The organism is Paenibacillus radicis (ex Gao et al. 2016), from assembly GCF_014641555.1.
GTDB lineage: Bacteria > Bacillota > Bacilli > Paenibacillales > Paenibacillaceae > Pristimantibacillus > Pristimantibacillus radicis.
Genome location: NZ_BMHY01000020.1, coordinates 13922 through 34380, shown reverse-complemented (window position 1 = coordinate 34380; position 20459 = coordinate 13922). Strand labels below are relative to the sequence as shown.

Genomic DNA, 20459 nt, shown 5'->3' with positions numbered 1-20459 from the left:
AGCAGGAAGCAAATGTGCCGTGCTGCTTGGGATTTTTAAACCGGAAATGGTTTTAGGTTGCAGCTTGCACTCAATTCCATTATTTTTCCCAAAAAGCACAGCAGCTAAATTCATAGAGCACCGAAGATCGTTAGTTCAAAATAACTCAATAGAGCTACTAGCTGATCATGTCATTCCAAACATCACTCTTTATACATCAGACAGTCCTGAGAATTCACAATTATATGAAGGCTTCTATAAGGTTTCACTTGAAACCTATTTTGAGCTTTCGGAAGCTTTTGTAGACATTCATGATGAAATTTTTGTCCAGCTTAAAGGAAATACCAAACCTGTAGTCATCGTTTCAGGTGATCTTGACCCCATTTATCCGACCTATTTATTCGGTTTACAAACTACTTATATTCCGAATTCGCAATGTATGACGATTATCAATTCATCAAATATGACGTTTTATGACCAGCCTGAAGAAACCTACAAGGAAATCCATCACTTTTTTCAGAATGGCAATGCATCACCCAAAAGTGAAGATGCGTTTCTTTAAGCTCTCCATAGTGAACTATTTGAAAGGTTGGATGAACAGAACCAAGTTACATCTGAGAACATATTAAAAGTCGATTTATTAAATCATTTTCAAGTATTCGTCAATAGTGAGCAAATTGTTGAAGGCTGGAATCAGCGCTACGCCAAGCAAATTCTCATCTATTTGGTCATGAATCCCTCTGTAACAAGAGAACAACTATGTGATGATCTATGGGAGAATGTTTCGACAGGAAAAGCTCGGCACAATTTACGGATGTACTTAACGCATCTGCGAAAGCTCATTAGGAACGACGAATACCATTTTCTTAGGTTGGATAAGGAACATATCTACTTAAGTGAAAATATTGAATGTGACTTAACCACATTTAGCAAGCTGCTAGATGAAGCTTGGATTGAACAGGATTCCATACATATACAGCAACTTTGTACGCAATTGTTTAAGCAACTTCATAAGAACTCATTTAGAACATTGTCCGATGATTGGATATTGGGCTTGCGTAATAAATGGGAAGAAAAACTTTTTACGCTTAGTCAGTTCATGTCTGATGTTTGTTTGGAATCAGAGCAATTAAGCAAGGCCATTGAATATATGGAATGGGCGGTTCTCTTTCAACCAGATAATGAAGAGATGTTGAAGCGAATTGGGGATTTGTATTTGAGGTATAGTAAATTGGAGCAGGTGTAACAAATGAAGTAATTAAAGCAACAAAATTTCATTAGAAAGATAGTAAAACTCCCACTCCTTTAGCAGTGGGAGTTAATTTATGTGAAAGATCTAATTCACTTTCCTCAAATCGGGGGCATTAGCTCGCTGCGTGAATATGATTTTATCTGATGCATCTGCCTACATTGAATAATCTAATACTATTTAAATGTTTCGCAATACAAAAATGAAATGCCTGCAATCTATGCATATATAGCAATTGGAACTATTAATAATACAGGACCATGCACTTTAGTTGTAAAATCGTCTTCCATTGTTAATTGTGAAGACATTTCACGAAAGCCACTAGTTACTTGAGTCAAAGCTTCTTCAGGAATATAAGCTAGGGGCGTCCCTCTAAGTAAATTCACAAAACCATTTGATTCTTCCGGTATAAATCTTACTACTTTACCTAGAACAAAAAATTGACCATCAATAATATCTGCGGGACTCTCATTAGAAAAATACTCTAATTGCACGGGTATTACAGCTTTCATATCAGGAACATTCACTATTTCGGATATAAGATCAAGTGAACCTGCTTGTTTTAGCATTCCTGTGAACTTCTTCATCTGTGTAACAGTTTCTTGGTCGGTGTTTGGCTTTTGTTTTTTGGGCTGAGAAGTGAAGAGCATTGCCATCTCCATCATTTGAATCATGCCTTCCATATACGCAATCATGGGGTTTCTTTTTAAAATTCCTGAGAACTCTACAAAAGCGCCTGGCATTAATTTACTAGGATCTAATTTATCGTCTAATACGTTTAATGTTTTTCTTTCTATTAAACTATCTCTTAGTTTCGAAAAAAGAGATGCCGGAGTAAATACTCGCTCCTCTTGAACTTCTTTCTCCGCTAACTTTGAGTCTTTGCGGCCAATTGCTGATTTTAATCCAAGGTTTAAAAACGCAAATACATTTTTTGTACCTATTTCCCCTGAAACATCAGCGTTCGTACCTTTTTCGTTTTTTTCAGAAGTTTTTATAGTTTGTAGTTGTGAAAAGCCTTCTTCTACAATTGCTAACAAGTCGAATACGATTCTTTGATTTAAGTAAATAGGTATAGCCAATTTTCTTTCTTCCATGTTCTACTCCTCCAATAATCTAAATTGGTAAAACAATTCAGCAAGTTTATCTATATAACAGTCTTTGCTGATATTTCAAACGACCCAGCATGTGCTGAGTGTCCAGCAAATGCCGGGCCAAGGGCGTATGCCCGCAGCGTGAATATGATGTTATCGGACGGACTTGCCTTCTTTGAGTCATCTATCATGTGTAAAATCAAGTAAATAATGCAGTAATCACTGCACCCATTACCCCACCAGAAATAGCTGCTATTACTGTTGCCAAAATGACATTTACATTAAGTTTTTGGTTTTCATATAGCTTGATGAGTTCAGTTACTTGACTGGTAGGATAATTTACTTGTTCATTAATTTCCCTATCTATATATGAAGAAAAGTGAATAATATTTCTTCTATTTTTTTGGAGATAAGATTTATAAAAAATTTGATCTTTTTCAAAATAACTAATATTGATAAAGAGATCATTAAGTATTCTGTTAATTAAAAATAAGTTTTTGGATTTTTTTCTTTCTTGTTTTAAGCTTATTAGCACATCTAAATTCTGTTCAATAAAACTCCATTCCATGCTTGATGACAAATTCTTATGCATTAATTCATAAAAAAATCCGAACTCCTCAAGAATTTCAAGTGTTATATCTTCAAACGCCTCATTTACATCAGTATATCCGTTATAATAAATATTAATTTCATCATAAGCTTTCGTTTCCATAATTGAAATTTGGAACTTTTCTTCTAACTGATTATTTTCTTTAACAAAAAAATCTCCATGAAATGGGCTTGGTCCAAGAACTTGAAAATCAATAAATGATTCTATTTTTAAAAACTCTTTTATTAGAAATTCACGTACTAGAACAACAGCACTGGAAGGATCAACATCTCCTCCATACGGCTCAAAAGGTTGTACAATTACAACTGGAAAATAATAGGTATAATTAATTACAACCCTGAATTTTTCTGTCTTGAAAAGTTTAGGGTCATGCTTTAAGTCTTCTTGAATTCTCTTTGGAATAAATATATCAAATGAAATTCTCACATTCCTTACATTAGGGTTAATTCTTCCTCCTACAGACATATTGTCATAAGTCGAAATACTAATTTCTGCTGTAAAATCATAATCCTCTTCATCTAATTCAATTTTTATTTCACTTATATTTGATATAGCTTCAAATGTATTTTGGAGTTCATTAAAATATCCACCTATAGTAGTAGTAGTTCCTGCTTTCATTCCAAAATTAAAACATCCTACACCAAATGAAATTTCAGAAGTCATTTTTCAATCTCCAATTCCCAGTAAAATATAAATACACACATATTTAATGCTTTTTATATTATTGCAATTTGTGACTTCAATTAGCTTTAAGTCTGTCCCGATAACGTAATATTCACGATGTTCGTAAATATAAGGAATACAATTGATTAAACGAAATCATCGTGTTTAAATAGCCTTTTGAAGCATGTTTTTATTATACTATTAAATGGAAGAATATGACGATCACTAATCTTATACTTTCAAACAAAATAACTCCCGCCAAAACATCAGCAGAAGCTTGTTTAAATAATTGATTCACACGAACACCCCATCAATGGAATGTTCATGTAGCTGAATAACCTCCACACCCGCCAAGTCCTTAATAATAATTAAATCCATCCCGCTATCATATACATACATACATACATACATACATACATACATACATACAAGCGAATCTTTTCAAGAAGCACAAGTCATTTCATCCTCAGGAGGAGTTGCTTTGAGAAAATGGATAAAACATCAAGACCCCGATAACAAATACGGGGCTGCCTTTACGTTAGGAGACAGAAGTATTTCAGTTCCCGAAGGAGCTGTAATCTCTGTAACAAGAGGAGAACAATTCAATATACCGAGATTGCTTATTAATGGAGCCATTAATCAATTTATTATGAAAGCTATGATAAGAAACGAGGATTTGCTATTCGCGGAGCTCACAGGTCAATTGCAAGGCGGAACAGGACAAACACTGACGATTTGGAAAGATAGCAAACGCATGAATCGTTTTCGGACGAGTGGCTCGCATAATTTTGCCCGAAAATTTTTCAGTTGGGTATTTTATAGCGGCTCTGTACAATCCTATTTCTTAACCTGGGAGTATACCGGGCCAATCCCCTCATCGGAGCATATCACCTCCTATGTAAAAACATACGGACGCCATTATGATGGCGGCAAACTGATCAAGAAAGCCAATCCGTCCAAAAGGAATACATAACCGCGGCCTATACTGTCCCTATCATTGATCATAAATAGCCACTTTTCACAAAAAATAAGCCATCCCCCAACTCATCAAGGGATGGCTTATTCCTCATACAATCACGCTATTGCAAAGCTCTACTTCAGCCCAGCGATCCGCTCCTTAATCTTAGGGAACACTCCGAACGCATTCTCATAAAACACTTTCTCGTGGTGCTGCTCTGGCACTAGCCGGCGGATGAACTCCGCATACAGTCCGATCGGCGCGAGCGGCCAGTCGGTGCCGAACAGCATTTTCTCGTAATGATCCGAGTAGATCAGCGCCCGGCGGAAATGATCCATGTATAGCGGTTCGTTCATGAATCGTTCGAAATGAGGCCGGTCTCCAACGACTAAACCTGACAAGTCAGCATAGACGTTAGGATTTTTGGCCACCACTTCCGCTGCGTCCATGACCCAAGGATCACCCAGATGGCAGATCATGAAGTTCACGCCGCGCTGCTGGTAGGCCAGCTCATCTACGGTGAGCGGATGCGAATATTTGAGCAAGCCATTCATGGAGTAGGTATCGCCGGTATGAATAACTACAGGCACATTGTACTTGGCCGCAAGCTCATAGACCGGTGTATAGATTTTGTCGTAGACGTAATGATGATAATATCCTGCGTAAATCTTAATTCCGGCTACTTCTGGCGCTCTCAGCCGCGCTTCAATCCGGTCCAGCTCTTCTTGTGCATGTTCTCCATCGAGCCTATTCGGATTGATACCAACACACTCCATTAGAAACGACGGAACGCTCTCCGCAAGGTTAAGCCCCATCGGGTTAGGTGAACTGGCGTCTGGGAAAGCTCCCTTCGTTTGCTCCGTCACGCCCATCCCGATACCAAGGATAACGTCATTCTTGTCGAACTCCGCCTTGAGTCCGGCGACGCTGTAATCGACTTTGGCTAATTCTCTCGCTGTGTAATGAAATTTGTCGATATCCGACAGATGGATATGAATGTCGATGATAGGCATGTAAGGTCTCCTTTATGTGGAAGTGCTTGGAAAGGTCAGCTTCAGAAGGTCCCGGACATCCTCCGGCAACACATTGATGCGACCTAAAATTAGAAATGTCGGCTGTGTCCAGACCGTTGCTCCGTTCTGCAGCGTAACATGATGATTCACTCCATAGCTGCATACTTTATTGTTCACATACGCCGACTGATTGTGATTGTCTGGATTACTGACGGCATGCAGACGGTTCTGACGCGAAGCCCCGCCGATTCGCAAAACTCCTTTGGAATGAAGATGGGCGGACAGCTGCCCGGCAAGGAATCTTTCTTCACCAGGCAATTCCAGCCATCCATCAGAGAAGATGGCCGCAGGCTTAAGGAAATGATCGTCCGAAAGTGAATAATGCGGCAATACGACGCCGCTTTCGTTGGTTACCGAATGCAGGATACATAGAACAGGTACGCCAGGCAGCATCAAATAATGCTGGTGGACCTTAATCCCCCGATTCGCTTCCTGCTTCTCGATGGCAGTCGTTAATCGGATTCCCTTCCAGACGTTTCCGTATACATCGGTGCGCTCTGCCCATGCGGCACTTCTCGGCTCCTCCTGACGGGTAAAGCCGTTCAAGCCGGAGATGTTGACGCCAAGTCCGCCGTACCATGGATTCCACCATGAATTAGGGGCTGCTTCTGGATACGAGCTGTCCAGCCATTCTTCCCCTTGATGCTTCAAGGAGTGCACAACGCTTCCGAATCCGGGAGCAGCGGCTATGGAAAGGACTCCATTGCTCACTGTAAAGACAGCACCTGCCGGCCCTTCCTCTATCTCACGAACGACGCTTGCTTCCGTTTGCGGGAACCACAACGCCGACCGCTCCTGAATCCAATCTTCACCGCGATAAACGGCCCGTACCTTCCAGCCCGATTGATCGTCTCCAGAAGCCGGGCCTTCCTCAGGATCGAACTCAAAGCCTGCTGAACGCAAATCCTGAGCTCGTTCAATTACCATATCCGCAACTTTCAGCTCTGCTTTCTCACCGTTCTGAACATACAGCTCCAAGCTGCCAGTGAGCGGAATCATCTTTCTCTCCGTTAATTCTGCTTGCAGAGGACCTGCTTCGAACGGATTGCCGCCGCCAAGCTTAAATTCAAGATGGTTGTCCAGCACCGGTACTATCCGATCATATTGCTTCTGCGCGAAAGTACGGAAATCCCACCACTTCGCGAATGTGTTCAGCGCAAATACAATCGGCTTGGTCCGCACTACAGCTCCGTCAGAGAGTGTGCCAAGATCTTGCTCCAGACCTAACGTATATTCTGGACGCAGCAGCTTCAAGGAAGGATCCCAGCAGACGCCGCATGCGCAGTTAGCTTCTTTGCTAAACAGCCAGTTCTCTGTAATTTGGGCACTGTCCCACAGACTCGGATCACCGGTGTAAGCATTACCCATATCTACATAACTGCCCTGATAAGGTAGGATGAGACGGTTGCCGAAAAACCCGAAGTTCGTCAGCAAATAAACATTATCTTCCAGCTCTCGTCCCCCGGCATTGCATATTTCATAATAAAACTCTGCAACGCCGCTTGCAAGCAGCTTGACGATCGATTTGATCTCGATACCGGGGAAATCTTCTGATTCGTAGAGCGCTTCAAGAATCTGACTTTCCCCTTCAGGGTAGACCTTCACTTCTTTCGCTTGCTTCTTGGAAAATTCCTCTGCGAATGGCTTGCCCAGCTTCGGATAGGTGTACCAGAAGCTATGATGCGAGCCAGGATATTCGACCCACATCATGTTATCATGCTTGCTGAGATGGACGGAGAATGCACCGTTCACGGCGACCCATTGTCCTCCATGTTCCCCTCCGAAGCGTCCATGTGTCCCCTTTAATAAGACGGACAACTTGCTTGTGTAGGAAACAGATTCCCCGTCCCCCGGAGTTGCCGACACCTCAACCTCTGTCGAGTAAAGCCCATATGTCCGCAAAATAAAAGCGACCGGAATCGAAGCTTTGCCCTTGGCTGGAACAGTGAATCGCACATGCCGATCAGTCCATTCTACGCAATCTTCTTCTGGCAGCACAAAAGCGAACTCCGCTTCTGTGGAATAGTTGTTTTCCACGTTCAAATAAAGCTCTGCAGGAGCGCCAGGATGAAGTGCCTGTCCAGGCAGCTCTACATTCATTTTGGCCGGGAATTTCGGAGCGACACCAGTACGGAATTCGGCCCGTTTGCCGCCTATAACCCAGTGGCTTCTGACAACAGGATGGGTCTTCTTGTTATTCTGCTCTTCCCGGATCGGATCAAGCGCGAACTCTCCGTCCACGATGACGGTTTCTCCAGGGGCGAGCGTTCTTGCAGCAGCCAGTGCAAAACGGATATTTTTATCGTCCTCGCCTTTAATTTCAATGGCTAGCTCGGAAGCAGACTTGTTCGTAATCCCATAACGGACCGGGTAGGTTGATCCGAATACGAGACCATGGTTGTCAACTTCGGTGGAGATGCTATAGTCAGGCGTATCCAGCGCAGTTAACCCGCGGCCGGATCTCTCAAATTCCGCTCTCACGGCGATATTTCCCTTGCTCCAGGTATACTCCATGAAGTCGAAGCCGCGCTCCCGGCTGCCATCCGGTTCGATGACGAGCTCACGGGTGCTGTCTGCATACCAGTCCAGTTCTTCGAAATATGGAGCAAGCGCTTCCGTCTGCAGAATAGTCGGAATGAAGTTCATCAGATGAACGTAATCTTCATTCTTTTCCCAGAAGAAGCCGCACTTCTTATACATTGGCACTGCTTTCGTATTGCCCGCCCATGTAAACAAATCTAGACGCGGCCATCCCGCTTCTACTGTTTTGCTTACCGCATTCAGAATCAAGTTACGTCCGATCTTGTGGCCGTGATAATCTGGGCGCACATTCAACAGCGGTACATAGAGCGCCCCTTCGTCTTGGCGATAGTGGGCGAAGCTGCAGAAGCCTACAACCTCCTTGCCATCGACAGCGAGAAACGCATGAAGATTCGACGAAGTCTCCATCTCCCGTCGCACGGTGTCCTCCGTCCTCTGATCATTGCCGCCTCCCCAGCTTTCCTTGCTCAAGTTCCACATATCCGCGAGCGCTCCAGCGTAGGAAGGGTCGTATTCAACAATGCGGATTTGCTCCGCAGCGGTATTCGTCGTCATGCTCTCATCTCCTTATTATCAACTAACTATTACAAATAGCTGCACCAAATGACTTGGTCCGGATTCGCTCCAAGCTCAGGTACTTCCTTCAAATTTATGACCATATCGATTTGATCTTCGCCTACATATTCATTTTGATCGGCATTATAGAATTGTAAGACCTCGACCTGATAGAAGCCGTTGTTCAATTCAATGACGCGGCTGGCGCTACTAGCGTCAGGAATCGTTTCATCTCTAAATTGCGCAGCCATCGTCAGACCATCATAATCGGCTATGTACAAAGTATTAGCCGTTACTTCAATGTATCCTTCTACTCGCCTAAAGCACTCTTTACCGTCCAAGCTGGCTCCAAATCGAACTTCTATCGTCCAGGAATGTTCAATTCCTTCTTCCGTCATTTGAAAAACCAATAAGCGGCCTAATTGCATTTCATCTGAGAAATGTTGCAGCAGCGCATCAAATTGCCAATCTTCATCTACGAATGATTCATATTGATCTGCATTGACTAGTGCAATAAAATTTGTGTCGCCACGATCAAGACAATATTTCATGCTTCACCTCCTCCAAAAAAATAGAGACAAACCTATCATACCATATAATGGAAGCATCTATCTAACGCTTCTTCTCATCCTTCATGAAAAAAAAACAAGCCGGAGCGAAATCAAACTTCGCCCCAGCTTGCTCTATTACAATTAATCCATAAGACCGAAATTTTGTTCTTTGAACGAAATATCCGATTGAACCCCCGCTTCTTTCCCCAACTCTAGCAACGCTTGTTCTAAATCTTCTTTCTTTACATAGACAAAAGGACTTTTCCATACGGAATCCATTTGCAAAGTATGAATTTCATTGGGCTTAATTTTATTGAAGCTATAAATCCATTGTTGAAGCTCCGGCTGTGGAATATCCGACTTCACATTGTCGCCGATAATGTCCAATACTTTGCCCCATTGGGAGATCCCTTGAAAGTTGCCGAGCTTCTCAATGATCTGCTTAATAACCTGCTGCTGCCGGTCGTTACGTGCGAAATCAGAGGACTCCTGCGTGCCTTGATTGGATTTGCGGTATCTGACATAGTCTAGCACTTGTTGACCATTGAGCTTCTGCAGACCTTTTTTGAGATTAATATTCGTTCCGTCTACTGTATCTCGATATCTCATATCCATATCAACATCGATTTGCAGTCCGCCAAGCACATCAACCATCTGCCGCAGCGCGTCAAAGTTGACGACGACCATATGATCAAGCGGGAAGCCTAGCAAATCAGAGAAAAAATGCTTCGTATTCGGAATGACCTGATCCTTGTCCTTGATGAAGTAATGCGCATAATAATAATTAGCTTTACGGGATGGCAAGCCCGATGGCTTTAGCAGCAGATCGCGCGGCAGCGACAACATGCTTGCAGAATGGGTTTGCGGATTGAAACTGACTACCATCAGTACATCTGCATTCATCATGCCATCGCCCCCATCCCGGCTGTCTACGCCGGCAAGAAGGAAGGTCATAGGTTCGAAGGTATCCTTCTTTACATAATCATCCGGGCCGTCTTCCGGCGCAGGAGCAGCAATGTTCTGAATCGCATCATTCGCTTTCATATAAATATAACCTGCATAAACGCCAACTCCCAGCAGGAGCGCCGCAACGGTCAGGCCAATAATCAGCATAGGTTTGCGGCTTGCTTTTTTCTTTCTCGGTCTCTTCGGTTCGGTAGACATTATTTCCTCCACTCCACTCATTTCGTCTAATACAAATCATTTTTATGTACGTTTACACTTAGAACAAGGCCTATCGCAACCATATTGCTAAGCAGCGAGCTTCCTCCGTAGCTAATGAAAGGCAAGGAAATCCCGGTCAAAGGCACCAATCCCACATGCATGCCGATATTGACGAATATTTGAAAAACTAACATGCCCATGAGTCCGATAACGAGATACGAACCTTCACGGTCTCTGCTGGCTTTCGCAATCTGAATCATGCGGTAAATAAGCAGAAAATATAGCAGCAGAAGTAAAGCCGAGCCGATGAAGCCGAATTGCTCACCTATCACAACATAGATCGAGTCGGAATACGCGTAAGGAATGAACCCTTTTCGGACAAAATGTGCGTCACTGCCTATCATTCCTCCCGAACCAATTGCATACATCGCATTTTTCACATGCCATGATTTATCAGGATCGCTGGCCGGGTCAAGAAAAGCTTGAATTCTCGACAATTGATGGGGTTCTACAAGCTTGGACAACAGTTCAAAGTTAGCCGTGTAGAGCCACAAGACGGTGCCGATAATAACGGCTATAACGCCAATTAACGAGATTAAATAGATAGCACGAATGTTGCCCATCCACAGTAAGCTAACCAGAGCCCCTATAAAAACAAGTGCTGTGCCTAAATCAGGCTGCTGCATGATCAAGAGAATCGGAATGATAAAGATAATGCTAATCGGAATGATATCCTGTATGAGGCGGAGCCGGCGCCCCTCTTGTTTGCCTAATACATGTGCAATCAGCATCACCGTAAAAATTTTAACCAATTCTGAAGGCTGCAGCTGAAAGCCGCCTATGCTGAGCCACCGGACTGCACCGTTGATGTGCTCTCCAGTAAACTTAATGAGGACGAGCATCCCAATGCCAAATGCATAGAAAAAGTAGGATAGTTTGCCTACCAGAATTCGATAGTCTAACCAAGCGAGCAGCAGAAGCGGCACGCAAAAAGCGCCAAATAAATATAAATAACTAATATGCAAGCCATCTAATTTCGTATCCGATGTGGCTCCATAGATAGCAATGGTACCAATCGCGACGAGGCATATCATGATGAAAAGAGTGAATTTATCGAGTTTTGCAGCAAAGCGAGTAATCATCATTCAACCTCTATATCTATTGTTTTCTATAAAATGGGCATCACAAATAATCCGATAAGCGCACAGGGCTACGGACGGACTATACAATATTTTCCTTTTGTGACTGCATACGTTAAGAAGGCCTATTCCAGCTCGAGAGTATCTTGATACTCCTTCTTGGACAATAATTCGAGCTTGTCTTTACTCAACTCATAGATATCGAGGCCATTGCCTGCAGCGCCTAATGACCAGCCGAGTGCAAGCTCGGACATGCCGTCATGATTGAGATCCGGAAATCCGACAAAATCCAGACCATAGCCAAATCCTTTCACTTCGAAAATCTTTTTCCACTGCGCATTCGCATTGTTTTGCTTGAATAGTGCGGCCTTCAACGTCCTGCCTGTTCCTTTCTTCTCTTCATATACGACGACAGCTTCATTAATTCCGTCCCCGTCCATGTCTCCAAACGTAATATTATCGCCTTCGTTTCCTTGCATCGGAACGATTAACTGAGCCTTGTTAGGCAGCAGCTTCATAAATTCACGGTTCATTTGGTCACGTTGAATACTCGCTTCCGACACAGGAGGCTTGATCGTATCTGCAGGAGTAGTCGGAATCCCGCACCCTCCAAGCAGCACTAACGCGAACAACAGTATACCGCCTTTAATGTGTTTATTGAGCATTATAATTCCCTACTCTCCTGACAACATTATTTACTATTCTAGCCTCGAATGAGCTCGAATTGGTTATGAAATAGTTAAATTTTTTACCGGCAAGTGAATTTGGACAGTCGTCCCTTTACCTGCCTCGCTCATGATACGCAATTCGCCGTGATGCAGCTTAATGATCTGATTTGCGATCGATAGACCGAGACCGCTGCCCGTTGCATGCTGATCTGCTTTGTAAAACTTTTGCAGCACGTATTGAAGATCCTCTTCCGCAATGCCTATTCCTGTGTCCTCGACGGTAATAACGACTTGATCTTGCTCTGGAGCTGCATGAGCTTGAAGCAGAATCCGACCCGAGGACTCGGTATATTTAAGTGAATTATCAATTAAATTAATGAGTACTTGCTTCAACCGATTCTCATCTGCATGAAGAACAGGGAGATTATCAGCCGTCTGTACTTCCAATGAGACAGCTTGACGGGCAGCTCTAGGGGAAAGCTGTTTGCCGACATGGTGCAGTAACTGTGCGAGATGAACGGGTGCAGGTTGAATGACAATCCGGCCGTTATCCAGCTTAGAGAAGTCCAACAGCTCCTCCAGCAAGTGATTTAACCGGTCCCCTTCCGATTCAATAATATCAAGCCCTTCATGAAGGAGCTGCTTATTGTCGCTCCCGCTTGTCTTAAGCGTAATCATCCAGCCTTTAATTGAGGTTAATGGTGTACGCAGTTCATGAGATACGGATGAAATAAAATCATTTTTCAACTGCTCGCTCTTTGTAATGCGGCTTGCCATCATATTTAAGGTGTCTGCCAGAGAACCAAGTTCATCCTCATAGCGCTTATGCACTCTTATACTAAAGTCCCCTTCGGTCATCCGGTCTGCAGCTTGCTTAAGATCCTTAATGGATCTTGTGATCGTCCAAGACAACAACAGGCCAAGAATGGTGACGATAGCGATAACTAGCAGCCCGACACTGATTAATACAACAGCAATATGTTTAACCGTTGTTATCGTATCCGTCAAGGATGTAACGAATCGGACTTCCCCCACAATAACATCATGTGACCGCAATGGAAAAGATACCGCTAATATCGATTCCTGCGTGGATGGATCCTTCCCTCTCCAAGCTCCGGCATGTCCTTGAAGTGCGGTTCTTACATCTAAATAGTTCGTCATGGTCAGGTCGCCTTGAGGGAGTCCTATTGAGTCCTGGAGGAGCCGGCCCGAAGCGTTAATAATCTGAACTTGCGCATCTGAATTATGGGCAAAGCCTTTCAACAATCGCTCCGCTTGCTCCTCGAGATCTGCATCCGCAAAGTATTGCTCGTAGAAGGAAGCAGAAAGCTCTGCTTGATTCATCAGACTCCGCTCTACATTATGAAGGTAATAATACCGGACGTACACAATGAGAAAAATTTCAAGAATGAGGACAGTAATACATATAACCGCCACATAACTTCCGACTAATCGTTTCTGAATACTCACTGTTCAATTCCTCCACCGGTACCCTAATCCCCATACCGTCTCGATCCGCTGCGGATTAGAGCTGTCCTCTTCGATCTTCTCTCGTAATTTCCGCACATGAACATCAACTGTCTTGGGGTCTCCGACAAAATCCTCTCCCCATACGAGATTAAGCAATTCATTGCGGGATAGTGCAGTATCGGGGTGTTCGAGAAACGTTCGGACCAGCTGAAATTCCTTCGGCGTTAATTCGATCATGCTGTCATGCTTGAATACTTGATTCGCATTCAGATCCATTCGGATCGGACCGGAGCCGATGACAGAGCTTACAGGCTTTAGAGCCGTTTCTGTCCGGCGCAATATCGCTTTAATTCGGGCTACAAGCTCAAGCGGGTTGAATGGCTTCACTATATAATCATCCGCACCGATTTCCAGCCCTTTGATTTTGTCCAAATCTTGTCCCCTCGCCGTTAAGAACACGATGATCACCGAGGGCTCCCGCTCTCTTAATTGCCGGCAGATCTCAAACCCATCCGCATCAGGTAGCATAATGTCCAGAACGACAACACCCGGCCGATGCTCGGTGAAACGCTGTAATGACTCTTCCCCGCTTGCAGCCTCACTCACCACGAATCCGTTGTTTATCAAATTAATCGATATAAACCGTCTAATATTAGCATCGTCTTCAACAATAAGCACTTGATTCCGATTCGCTTTAACTATGACTGCCACCATCCTAACCGGATTTCTATCAAGCAGAAATGCAAAAAAGCTCTCCTACTAAAGAGAGCTTCACATTCTGATACCATACGAAATTATTACATGTGGATATTACTCTAAATTGATGGACTTGTCAAAATCCAGAGCGGTTAGATACGTTTTAAAACAGGTATTTTTAATTCCGCTTTGACAGATCCAATTGAGAAATATTATCATTTATTAAAAGAACATTGTGTTCACCTTTCTATTACGTCATATATTTGATCGGAGCCAGCAACCAGCATGAAGGAAGCCTCTACTCTCAAGCCTGTAATACGCAAGTTAATCGATTCACTCCAGCTAAAGGATGGTGCCGGATATCCTACAACGCCGGCTATCCCTTTCACTGATATGCTTTTTATCGTAACGAGATCGCATTCGCCCCGCTGGCGGAGCAGCACAGCCTATTTTTTAGCACAGCATAATAATATAGAAAGCGTACAAGCTTTATCGGAGACGGAACGTGTAGAGGGCTATCTGTTTCTAATGGAACATGAGAGTTCTCATAAAGCTGCAGAGCTATTGCTTTCTGACATCGCTTCTATTGTAAGGCTTTGCGATAAGGTCTTAGAATTAAGCAGATCAGATGATCCTCTAGTTCGTTTCCGTGCCCAGATTCACTTTCAAGAACTAATGTACGAGCTATACCGGATATCCAGTGGGCAGGTTGCTCTTGACGCCAGAACCTCCGTGGAGCAGACGAAGGAATATATCAATTCTCATTATGATGAGGCAATGACGGTACAAAGCCTGGCTAACATGGCCAGCATCAGTCCCTCTTACTATATGGAATTGTTCAAAAAGCTGGTAGGCCAAAGTCCCATCGAATATTTGACCTCTGTCCGGATTGCTGCCGCCCGCCGGCTCATTGAGAATACCGATGCGCCGGCCCGTCAAGTTGCTCAAGCGGTCGGCTATCGGGACCCTTTCTATTTCAGCCGCCAGTTCAAGCAAGCGACAGGCATGTCGCCTTCCCGCTATGCCAGAAGAGACAATAAACGGATTGTCTCCTTTCACTACCCCATAACGGGACAAATACTGGCACTTCAGAACATTCCCTATGCTGCTCCGCTGGACCGGGAATTCTGTCTTTTCTATAAACAAAAATACGAGCTGCAAATACCGGTTCATCTGCGCGACCCATCCATGGAGGAGAATCGAGACTTCAATCTTGAAGCGCTGCAACAATCCAAACCGGATCTCATTGTCGCCGGGGACTGGCTGCCAGAGAGCGATCGCAGCGGTCTGGACGGAATCGCTCCTACGCTCTACGTTCCTTGGTGGGATAAAGATTGGCGGCAGCATCTGTTCATTGTGGCCGAATTTCTTGGCGAAACGACCCAGGCAGAACGCTGGCTTGACCATTATGAGGTCAAGGCGGCAAAGCTGCGGGGCAAACTGAACGCACAGCTCCGCGAGAGTACGATTATGGCTATTTATATTCTAAATGGTGAGATTCATCGGTTTGGCAGCCGCAATCTTGGAACCGTACTATACGGGGATTTGCAGCTCCGGGATCCCGGCAATCATATTGCAGGACAAGTCTATGAACCATTGACTGCCGAGCAGTTGCTCACTCTCGATCCCGATCATCTGTTAATAGCAAGCAGCAGCGATCCCCTCTCGCAGCAGCTTTGGAAGGATATGACTGGAAGACCCGAATGGCAATGGATGTCCGCTGTCCGTAACGGCAAGGTGCACCGGATTCAACCGGACCCCTGGTTCGAATACTCTGCGATGGGACATGAGCGGATTCTCCGTGAGGTTGCTCGGCTTTTTCCTTAAATCGTCCATTCTAATCCCTAGCATTGACTATGGTCAGCCCTTACTGCAGCGAGTATGCTAGCTTAAGTAATATTGATTCTCAATTTCAGTCTCAGGAGGGCAACCATGTTTTACGTACAAAAATATCGTCTTATTGCCGCAATCTTGCTTCTTGCTACGGCGCTTTACGGCTGCAGCAGTGCGAACAATACTGCGCCCGCCGCCAATGAAACGGCAACGCCACAAGCTTCACCCCGAACGGTCAATGATGATCTGGGCAACCAAGTCAAGATTCCGGCCAACCCTCAACGCATCGTTGCTCCTTACCTGGAGGATGCTCTGCTGGCACTCGGCGTCACACCGGCAGCACAATGGTCGGCAGGCAATTTGCTGCTCAATTATTTGCAGCCTCAACTTAAGGATGTTCCTAAGCTGGACTTCGTCAGTCTGGATCCCGAAGCCGTATTAAGCTTCTCTCCCGATCTGTTTATCATACCGTTCGCTGCACGGGTTCAGAATGGCGCTTACGATCAGTACGCCAATGTCGCTCCAACCTACGTCTTCCAAGATGCAACGAAGGATTGGAAAAAAACATTGCTAACCCTTGCTGACCTGCTGAACAAAACAGATCAAGCGAATGAGGCGCTTAAGCAATATGACACCAAAATGGCTGAAATCAAATCAGCACTACAAGACAAGACAGCCGGCAAACGTGCAGCCATCATGCTCATCTCGGACAAGTCATTTTCGCTGATGCAGGAGAATACGTACAGCGGCAAAGTCGTATACGGTGAGCTTGGGATGCAAGTACCGGCAGGAGCAGAGGGCAACGACTGGAAGGAGCTTTCTCTGGAAAACCTGCCAGAGTTGAAAGCCGATTACATCTTCCTTATGCAGGTGGATGGCGCCGATCCTTTGAAGAACACGGAGCTTTCAACGATCTATAACACTTCCGTATGGAAAAATCTTGATGCAGTCAAGTCTGGACATGTCTACAGCGTTGACCGGGATTATTGGATCAACACGGGCCTTAATGCGAACCTAAAGATCGCAGATGATGTTCAAAAACTGCTGGCAAACCCATAAAATAGCTTCATACAACAACAAGCCGACTTCTCTATGGGAGTCGGCTTTATTAATTCTACTATAGCCAGCAGAACAAAGTCCGCCCGCTCCCCCGCTCCTCTGCTCCAATGGCTGCCGAATATCTTTCCCTCATCAGGGAAAAGATGTAAATGAATCGATATTTCAATTCGGACAGGAGACTCGCATGCGGAAATTGCCTAATCCTTCACCTGACTACCCTACATCCGACAAGCCTTCTTATCCGGACATTTCTTCCCGCCTGGAAGAAAACTTGAAGTCGATCGAAGGCTTTTTTGCCAACTGCAAAGATTTAAAAATCTACCCATGGAATTATGGACAAGGCTTGGAGCATTCGGCCTTTACCGTTTACTTTGATACGTTAACTAAAACGACCGTTACGAACTTTGCAAAGGATACGCTGCAAAATCTGGTCCCGCATGAGCTGGGGCCTGCCGAGACGGTTACGATTAAGGATATTGTCCATTATTTTGAAAATCATGGCATAGCTTCCCCTAACGTGGAGCTTATGAGCGATATGCAGCAAGCCGTCAGAGGCATTCTAGACGGTAAAGTCGTCATTTTTTTCAACGGATGGCCTAAAGCAATCGCCTATTTCGCCCTTGATGTCGAACAGCGCCAAACCTCCGAGCCCATCACGGAGCCTACCGTTCAAGGTCCGCATGTCAGCTTCATTGAAAGCTTGGACCGCAATATCGGTGTTATTCGAAGTCTGCTGAAATCGCATGATCTTAAATTTGAGTATTTCACATCCGGGGAGAAAGCTCATAGAACCGTGTCCTATGGTTATTTGGATGGCGTCGTCAAGCCGGAGACATTAGAAGTGTTTAAACAAAAGATTAAGGGTATTGATCAAGAGGAAATTATTGAAGTTTCCTATCTGGAAGAGTGGGTTAATGATTCGAATTATTCTCCTTTTCCGCAAGTCCGGTATACAGAACGCCCAGATACGGCAATTACCTCTCTGCTGGATGGCAAAATCATTGCCTTAGTCGATGGAAGCCCTGCGGTGCTAATCTGTCCGGGCAAATTCATTGAATTTTTTACAAACAGTGAGGATTATTACTACCGGACGATTTTCTCTTCGCTAATCCGATTGATTCGTCTGGCTGCGTTCCTCATAGCGCTGATGCTGCCCAGCACCTACATTGCGTTATCAACGTTCCACTCCGAACTCATACCGACGGTTCTCTTGCTAGCCATATTAGATACGCGGGAAGGAATCCCCTTTCCGGCTATGATCGAGGCATTGATTATGGAGTTTTTCTTTGAGCTGCTGCGGGAGGCAGGCATTCGTCTGCCCCGGCCGATCGGTTCGGCCGTTAGCATCGTTGGAGCGTTGGTTATCGGCCAAGCCGCTATTCAATCACAGATTGCTTCTCCGGTTATGGTCATTGTCGTGGCCTTGACGGGCATTGCCTCCTTCGCGCTTCCTCAATACAATATGGCCGTCGCACTGCGAATTCTGCGCTTTCCGTTAATGTTTCTGGCCGCGACGTTTGGCGGACTAGGCATCATGGTAGGCTTTATTCTCATTTACCTTCACCTGGCTACGCTGCGCTCCTTGGGGGAGCCTTATCTGGATTCGTTAGCTCCACTGGATGTAAAAAGGCTGCGAGACACGATTTTCGTGTTGCCCAGACGTTTGTTAGTTCATTCGCCTCGAAGCCGGCATCTGCATAAAAAATCTGCGGGAAGGAAGAAATCATAGTGAAGCCACTCTTCTCCTTTCTCGCTTCATTTCTTGTGCTTTGCGTGATTACCGGATGCTGGGATAATAATGAACTGGATGAATATGGCTATGTGCAAGCGATATCGATTGATCAAGGCGAGGGTGACTTTATCGATATTACAACCCACTTTTACAACCCATCCAGTAAAATGCAATCCGATATGGCAACGAGCGCAGCAGCTCAAGGAATTAATATTCGTACAACGGGAGAAACCTTTTTTGAAGCGATGCGTGAGATCCCTACAAAATTCGGGCGTAAGGCCAAGTGGGATCATATGCGCGTCATTATCATTGGAGAGAAATTGGCTAGAACGTTGAACATCCGGGAAGTGCTTGATTTTTTCTCAAGAGACCATGAACCGCGGGGCACAATTCTTCCTATCATTGCTGAGAAATCGGCGGCAGATTTTCTGGATATCAAACCATTTATCGAGCAGACCATCGGTCAACAGTATAGAAAGATGGAGACGACCGGATCTCTTTATTCCGCAAAGACATCTAGTCTTCCGCTTTATGATCTCGCGATACAGCTAAGCAGTCCCTCCAAAACCTCTGCTATGCCTTACCTGCATAAGAACAGCTTAGATAATAAGGCGGCAATATCCGGGGTTGCATTAATTCAAGACGGGAAAATGGTAGGGCTTCTTAAGGAGAAAGATACCGAAACGCTGATGATGCTGACAGATAAATATAAGTATGGGGTGTTTGAATTCCCTTGCATGAATCATGAGAAGAAGCAGATCTATAATAAAGAATCGCTTGAGATTATCAATTTCAACAGTCAATTGGTCTCCAAAGTGAAAAATGATAAGGTAACCGTCGACGTCCATATGTCGATTGAAGGTACAACCGGTGAACTGCGATGCTCTAATCTAAAAACCAAGCAAGATATGGAGCGTTTCGAACAGACGATTAAGGATCAGGTGGAGCAACAGATTCAACATGCTATTCGTACCTTTAAAGCCAAAAAAGTGGATGTGCTCGGAATCGGCAATCAAATTTACCGGAACAATCCGAAGCTCTGGAAACAGCTGGAGCCCGATTGGAATGACAAGCTTGCCCAAATGCAGTTTCAAACCCATGTCCAAGTTCATGTGTTAAGTACGGGCATGAACGCAGGCACCATATTTGGGAAGAAGGAGAATAATTAACTGTGTTAGGAAAAACCATCTGCGTCCTACTGCTCGCTTCCGCGATGCTGATCCATGACATTCCGAAAGTGAAGGCCGCCAGCAATCGGGATCGGCTAGTGTACATCGCGATGTTGGCGCCGCTCCTCTATCTTGCTGTTGTCTTTCTAACAGCCCAGCCTTGGCCTAACCTCGACAGGATTTTCAATTTGTTTACCGGGCCGGCTAAATTATTCATTCGCTGGCTCAATCCCATGCATACGTAAGCTCTATAACA

At 44.6% G+C, this 20459-nt stretch carries 18 protein-coding genes; 8 read left to right on the top strand and 10 right to left on the bottom strand.

Going from position 1 to position 20459, the window contains the following annotated elements; genetic code table 11:
* The first annotated feature begins 19 nt into the window (after positions 1–19).
* Both IEX98_RS26975 and IEX98_RS26970 read left to right on the top strand, forming a co-directional pair.
* Positions 20–541: a hypothetical protein gene (locus tag IEX98_RS26975; RefSeq protein WP_188892796.1), complete on the top strand. Its 522-nt coding sequence runs from the start codon at positions 20–22 to the stop codon at positions 539–541.
* Between the two features lie 27 nt (positions 542–568).
* Positions 569–1225 carry an AfsR/SARP family transcriptional regulator gene (locus IEX98_RS26970; RefSeq protein WP_188892795.1) on the top strand — a complete coding sequence of 219 codons (657 nt, stop codon included), beginning with the start codon at positions 569–571 and terminating at the stop codon, positions 1223–1225.
* Positions 1226–1446: 221 nt separating this feature from the next.
* Here the strand turns inward: IEX98_RS26970 and IEX98_RS26965 are convergent, their stop codons facing one another.
* Positions 1447–2325: a DUF6414 family protein gene (locus IEX98_RS26965; protein WP_188892794.1), complete on the bottom strand. Its 879-nt coding sequence runs from the start codon at positions 2323–2325 to the stop codon at positions 1447–1449.
* A gap of 196 nt (positions 2326–2521) precedes the next feature.
* On the bottom strand, positions 2522–3595 hold the full coding sequence (locus tag IEX98_RS26960; RefSeq protein WP_188892793.1) for a hypothetical protein: 1074 nt from the start codon (positions 3593–3595) through the stop codon (positions 2522–2524).
* A gap of 481 nt (positions 3596–4076) precedes the next feature.
* Between IEX98_RS26960 and IEX98_RS26955 the strand changes: the two genes are divergently transcribed.
* The gene (locus IEX98_RS26955; RefSeq protein ID WP_188892792.1) at positions 4077–4568 is read left to right on the top strand and encodes a hypothetical protein; all 492 of its coding nucleotides are present in this window, start codon (positions 4077–4079) and stop codon (positions 4566–4568) included.
* A gap of 119 nt (positions 4569–4687) precedes the next feature.
* On the opposite strand, the gene IEX98_RS26950 is transcribed toward IEX98_RS26955, so the two are convergent.
* The 8 genes from IEX98_RS26950 to IEX98_RS26915 form a co-directional block, all read right to left on the bottom strand.
* The gene (locus IEX98_RS26950) at positions 4688–5566 is read right to left on the bottom strand and encodes an amidohydrolase family protein (RefSeq protein ID WP_188892791.1); all 879 of its coding nucleotides are present in this window, start codon (positions 5564–5566) and stop codon (positions 4688–4690) included.
* A gap of 12 nt (positions 5567–5578) precedes the next feature.
* Positions 5579–8722, bottom strand: coding sequence for a GNAT family N-acetyltransferase (locus IEX98_RS26945; protein WP_188892790.1), 3144 nt, complete (start codon positions 8720–8722; stop codon positions 5579–5581).
* Between the two features lie 29 nt (positions 8723–8751).
* Positions 8752–9273, bottom strand: a complete 522-nt coding sequence (locus IEX98_RS26940; protein ID WP_188892789.1) for a hypothetical protein — start codon at positions 9271–9273, stop codon at positions 8752–8754.
* Between the two features lie 141 nt (positions 9274–9414).
* Positions 9415–10437 (bottom strand): LCP family protein, encoded by a 1023-nt coding sequence (locus IEX98_RS26935; protein WP_229692417.1) that lies wholly within the window; start codon positions 10435–10437, stop codon positions 9415–9417.
* A 26-nt stretch (positions 10438–10463) separates the two neighbouring features.
* A complete protein-coding gene (locus tag IEX98_RS26930) occupies positions 10464–11582 on the bottom strand; it encodes an FtsW/RodA/SpoVE family cell cycle protein (RefSeq protein WP_188892788.1) in 1119 nt (372 codons plus the stop codon).
* Positions 11583–11701: 119 nt separating this feature from the next.
* Entirely contained in the window at positions 11702–12241 is a 540-nt protein-coding gene (locus tag IEX98_RS26925) for a hypothetical protein (protein WP_188892787.1), read from the bottom strand.
* Positions 12242–12304: 63 nt separating this feature from the next.
* A complete protein-coding gene (locus IEX98_RS26920; protein WP_188892786.1) occupies positions 12305–13714 on the bottom strand; it encodes a sensor histidine kinase in 1410 nt (469 codons plus the stop codon).
* A 3-nt stretch (positions 13715–13717) separates the two neighbouring features.
* A complete protein-coding gene (locus tag IEX98_RS26915) occupies positions 13718–14428 on the bottom strand; it encodes a response regulator transcription factor (protein WP_188892785.1) in 711 nt (236 codons plus the stop codon).
* A gap of 267 nt (positions 14429–14695) precedes the next feature.
* On the opposite strand from IEX98_RS26915, the gene IEX98_RS26910 reads away from it, so the two are divergent.
* The 5 genes from IEX98_RS26910 to IEX98_RS26890 all read left to right on the top strand — a co-directional run bounded on the left by IEX98_RS26910 (position 14696) and on the right by IEX98_RS26890 (position 20448).
* On the top strand, positions 14696–16237 hold the full coding sequence (locus tag IEX98_RS26910) for a helix-turn-helix domain-containing protein (protein WP_188892784.1): 1542 nt from the start codon (positions 14696–14698) through the stop codon (positions 16235–16237).
* Positions 16238–16342: 105 nt separating this feature from the next.
* Positions 16343–17302, top strand: coding sequence for an ABC transporter substrate-binding protein (locus IEX98_RS26905; RefSeq protein WP_188892783.1), 960 nt, complete (start codon positions 16343–16345; stop codon positions 17300–17302).
* A gap of 184 nt (positions 17303–17486) precedes the next feature.
* Complete coding sequence (locus IEX98_RS26900) at positions 17487–19031, top strand: spore germination protein (protein WP_188892782.1); 1545 nt, start codon at positions 17487–17489, stop codon at positions 19029–19031.
* Complete coding sequence (locus tag IEX98_RS26895; protein WP_188892781.1) at positions 19031–20203, top strand: Ger(x)C family spore germination protein; 1173 nt, start codon at positions 19031–19033, stop codon at positions 20201–20203. Before IEX98_RS26900 ends, IEX98_RS26895 begins: the two co-directional genes overlap by 1 nt.
* A 2-nt stretch (positions 20204–20205) precedes the next feature.
* The gene (locus IEX98_RS26890; protein WP_188892780.1) at positions 20206–20448 is read left to right on the top strand and encodes a hypothetical protein; all 243 of its coding nucleotides are present in this window, start codon (positions 20206–20208) and stop codon (positions 20446–20448) included.
* The last annotated feature ends 11 nt before the right edge of the window (positions 20449–20459 follow it).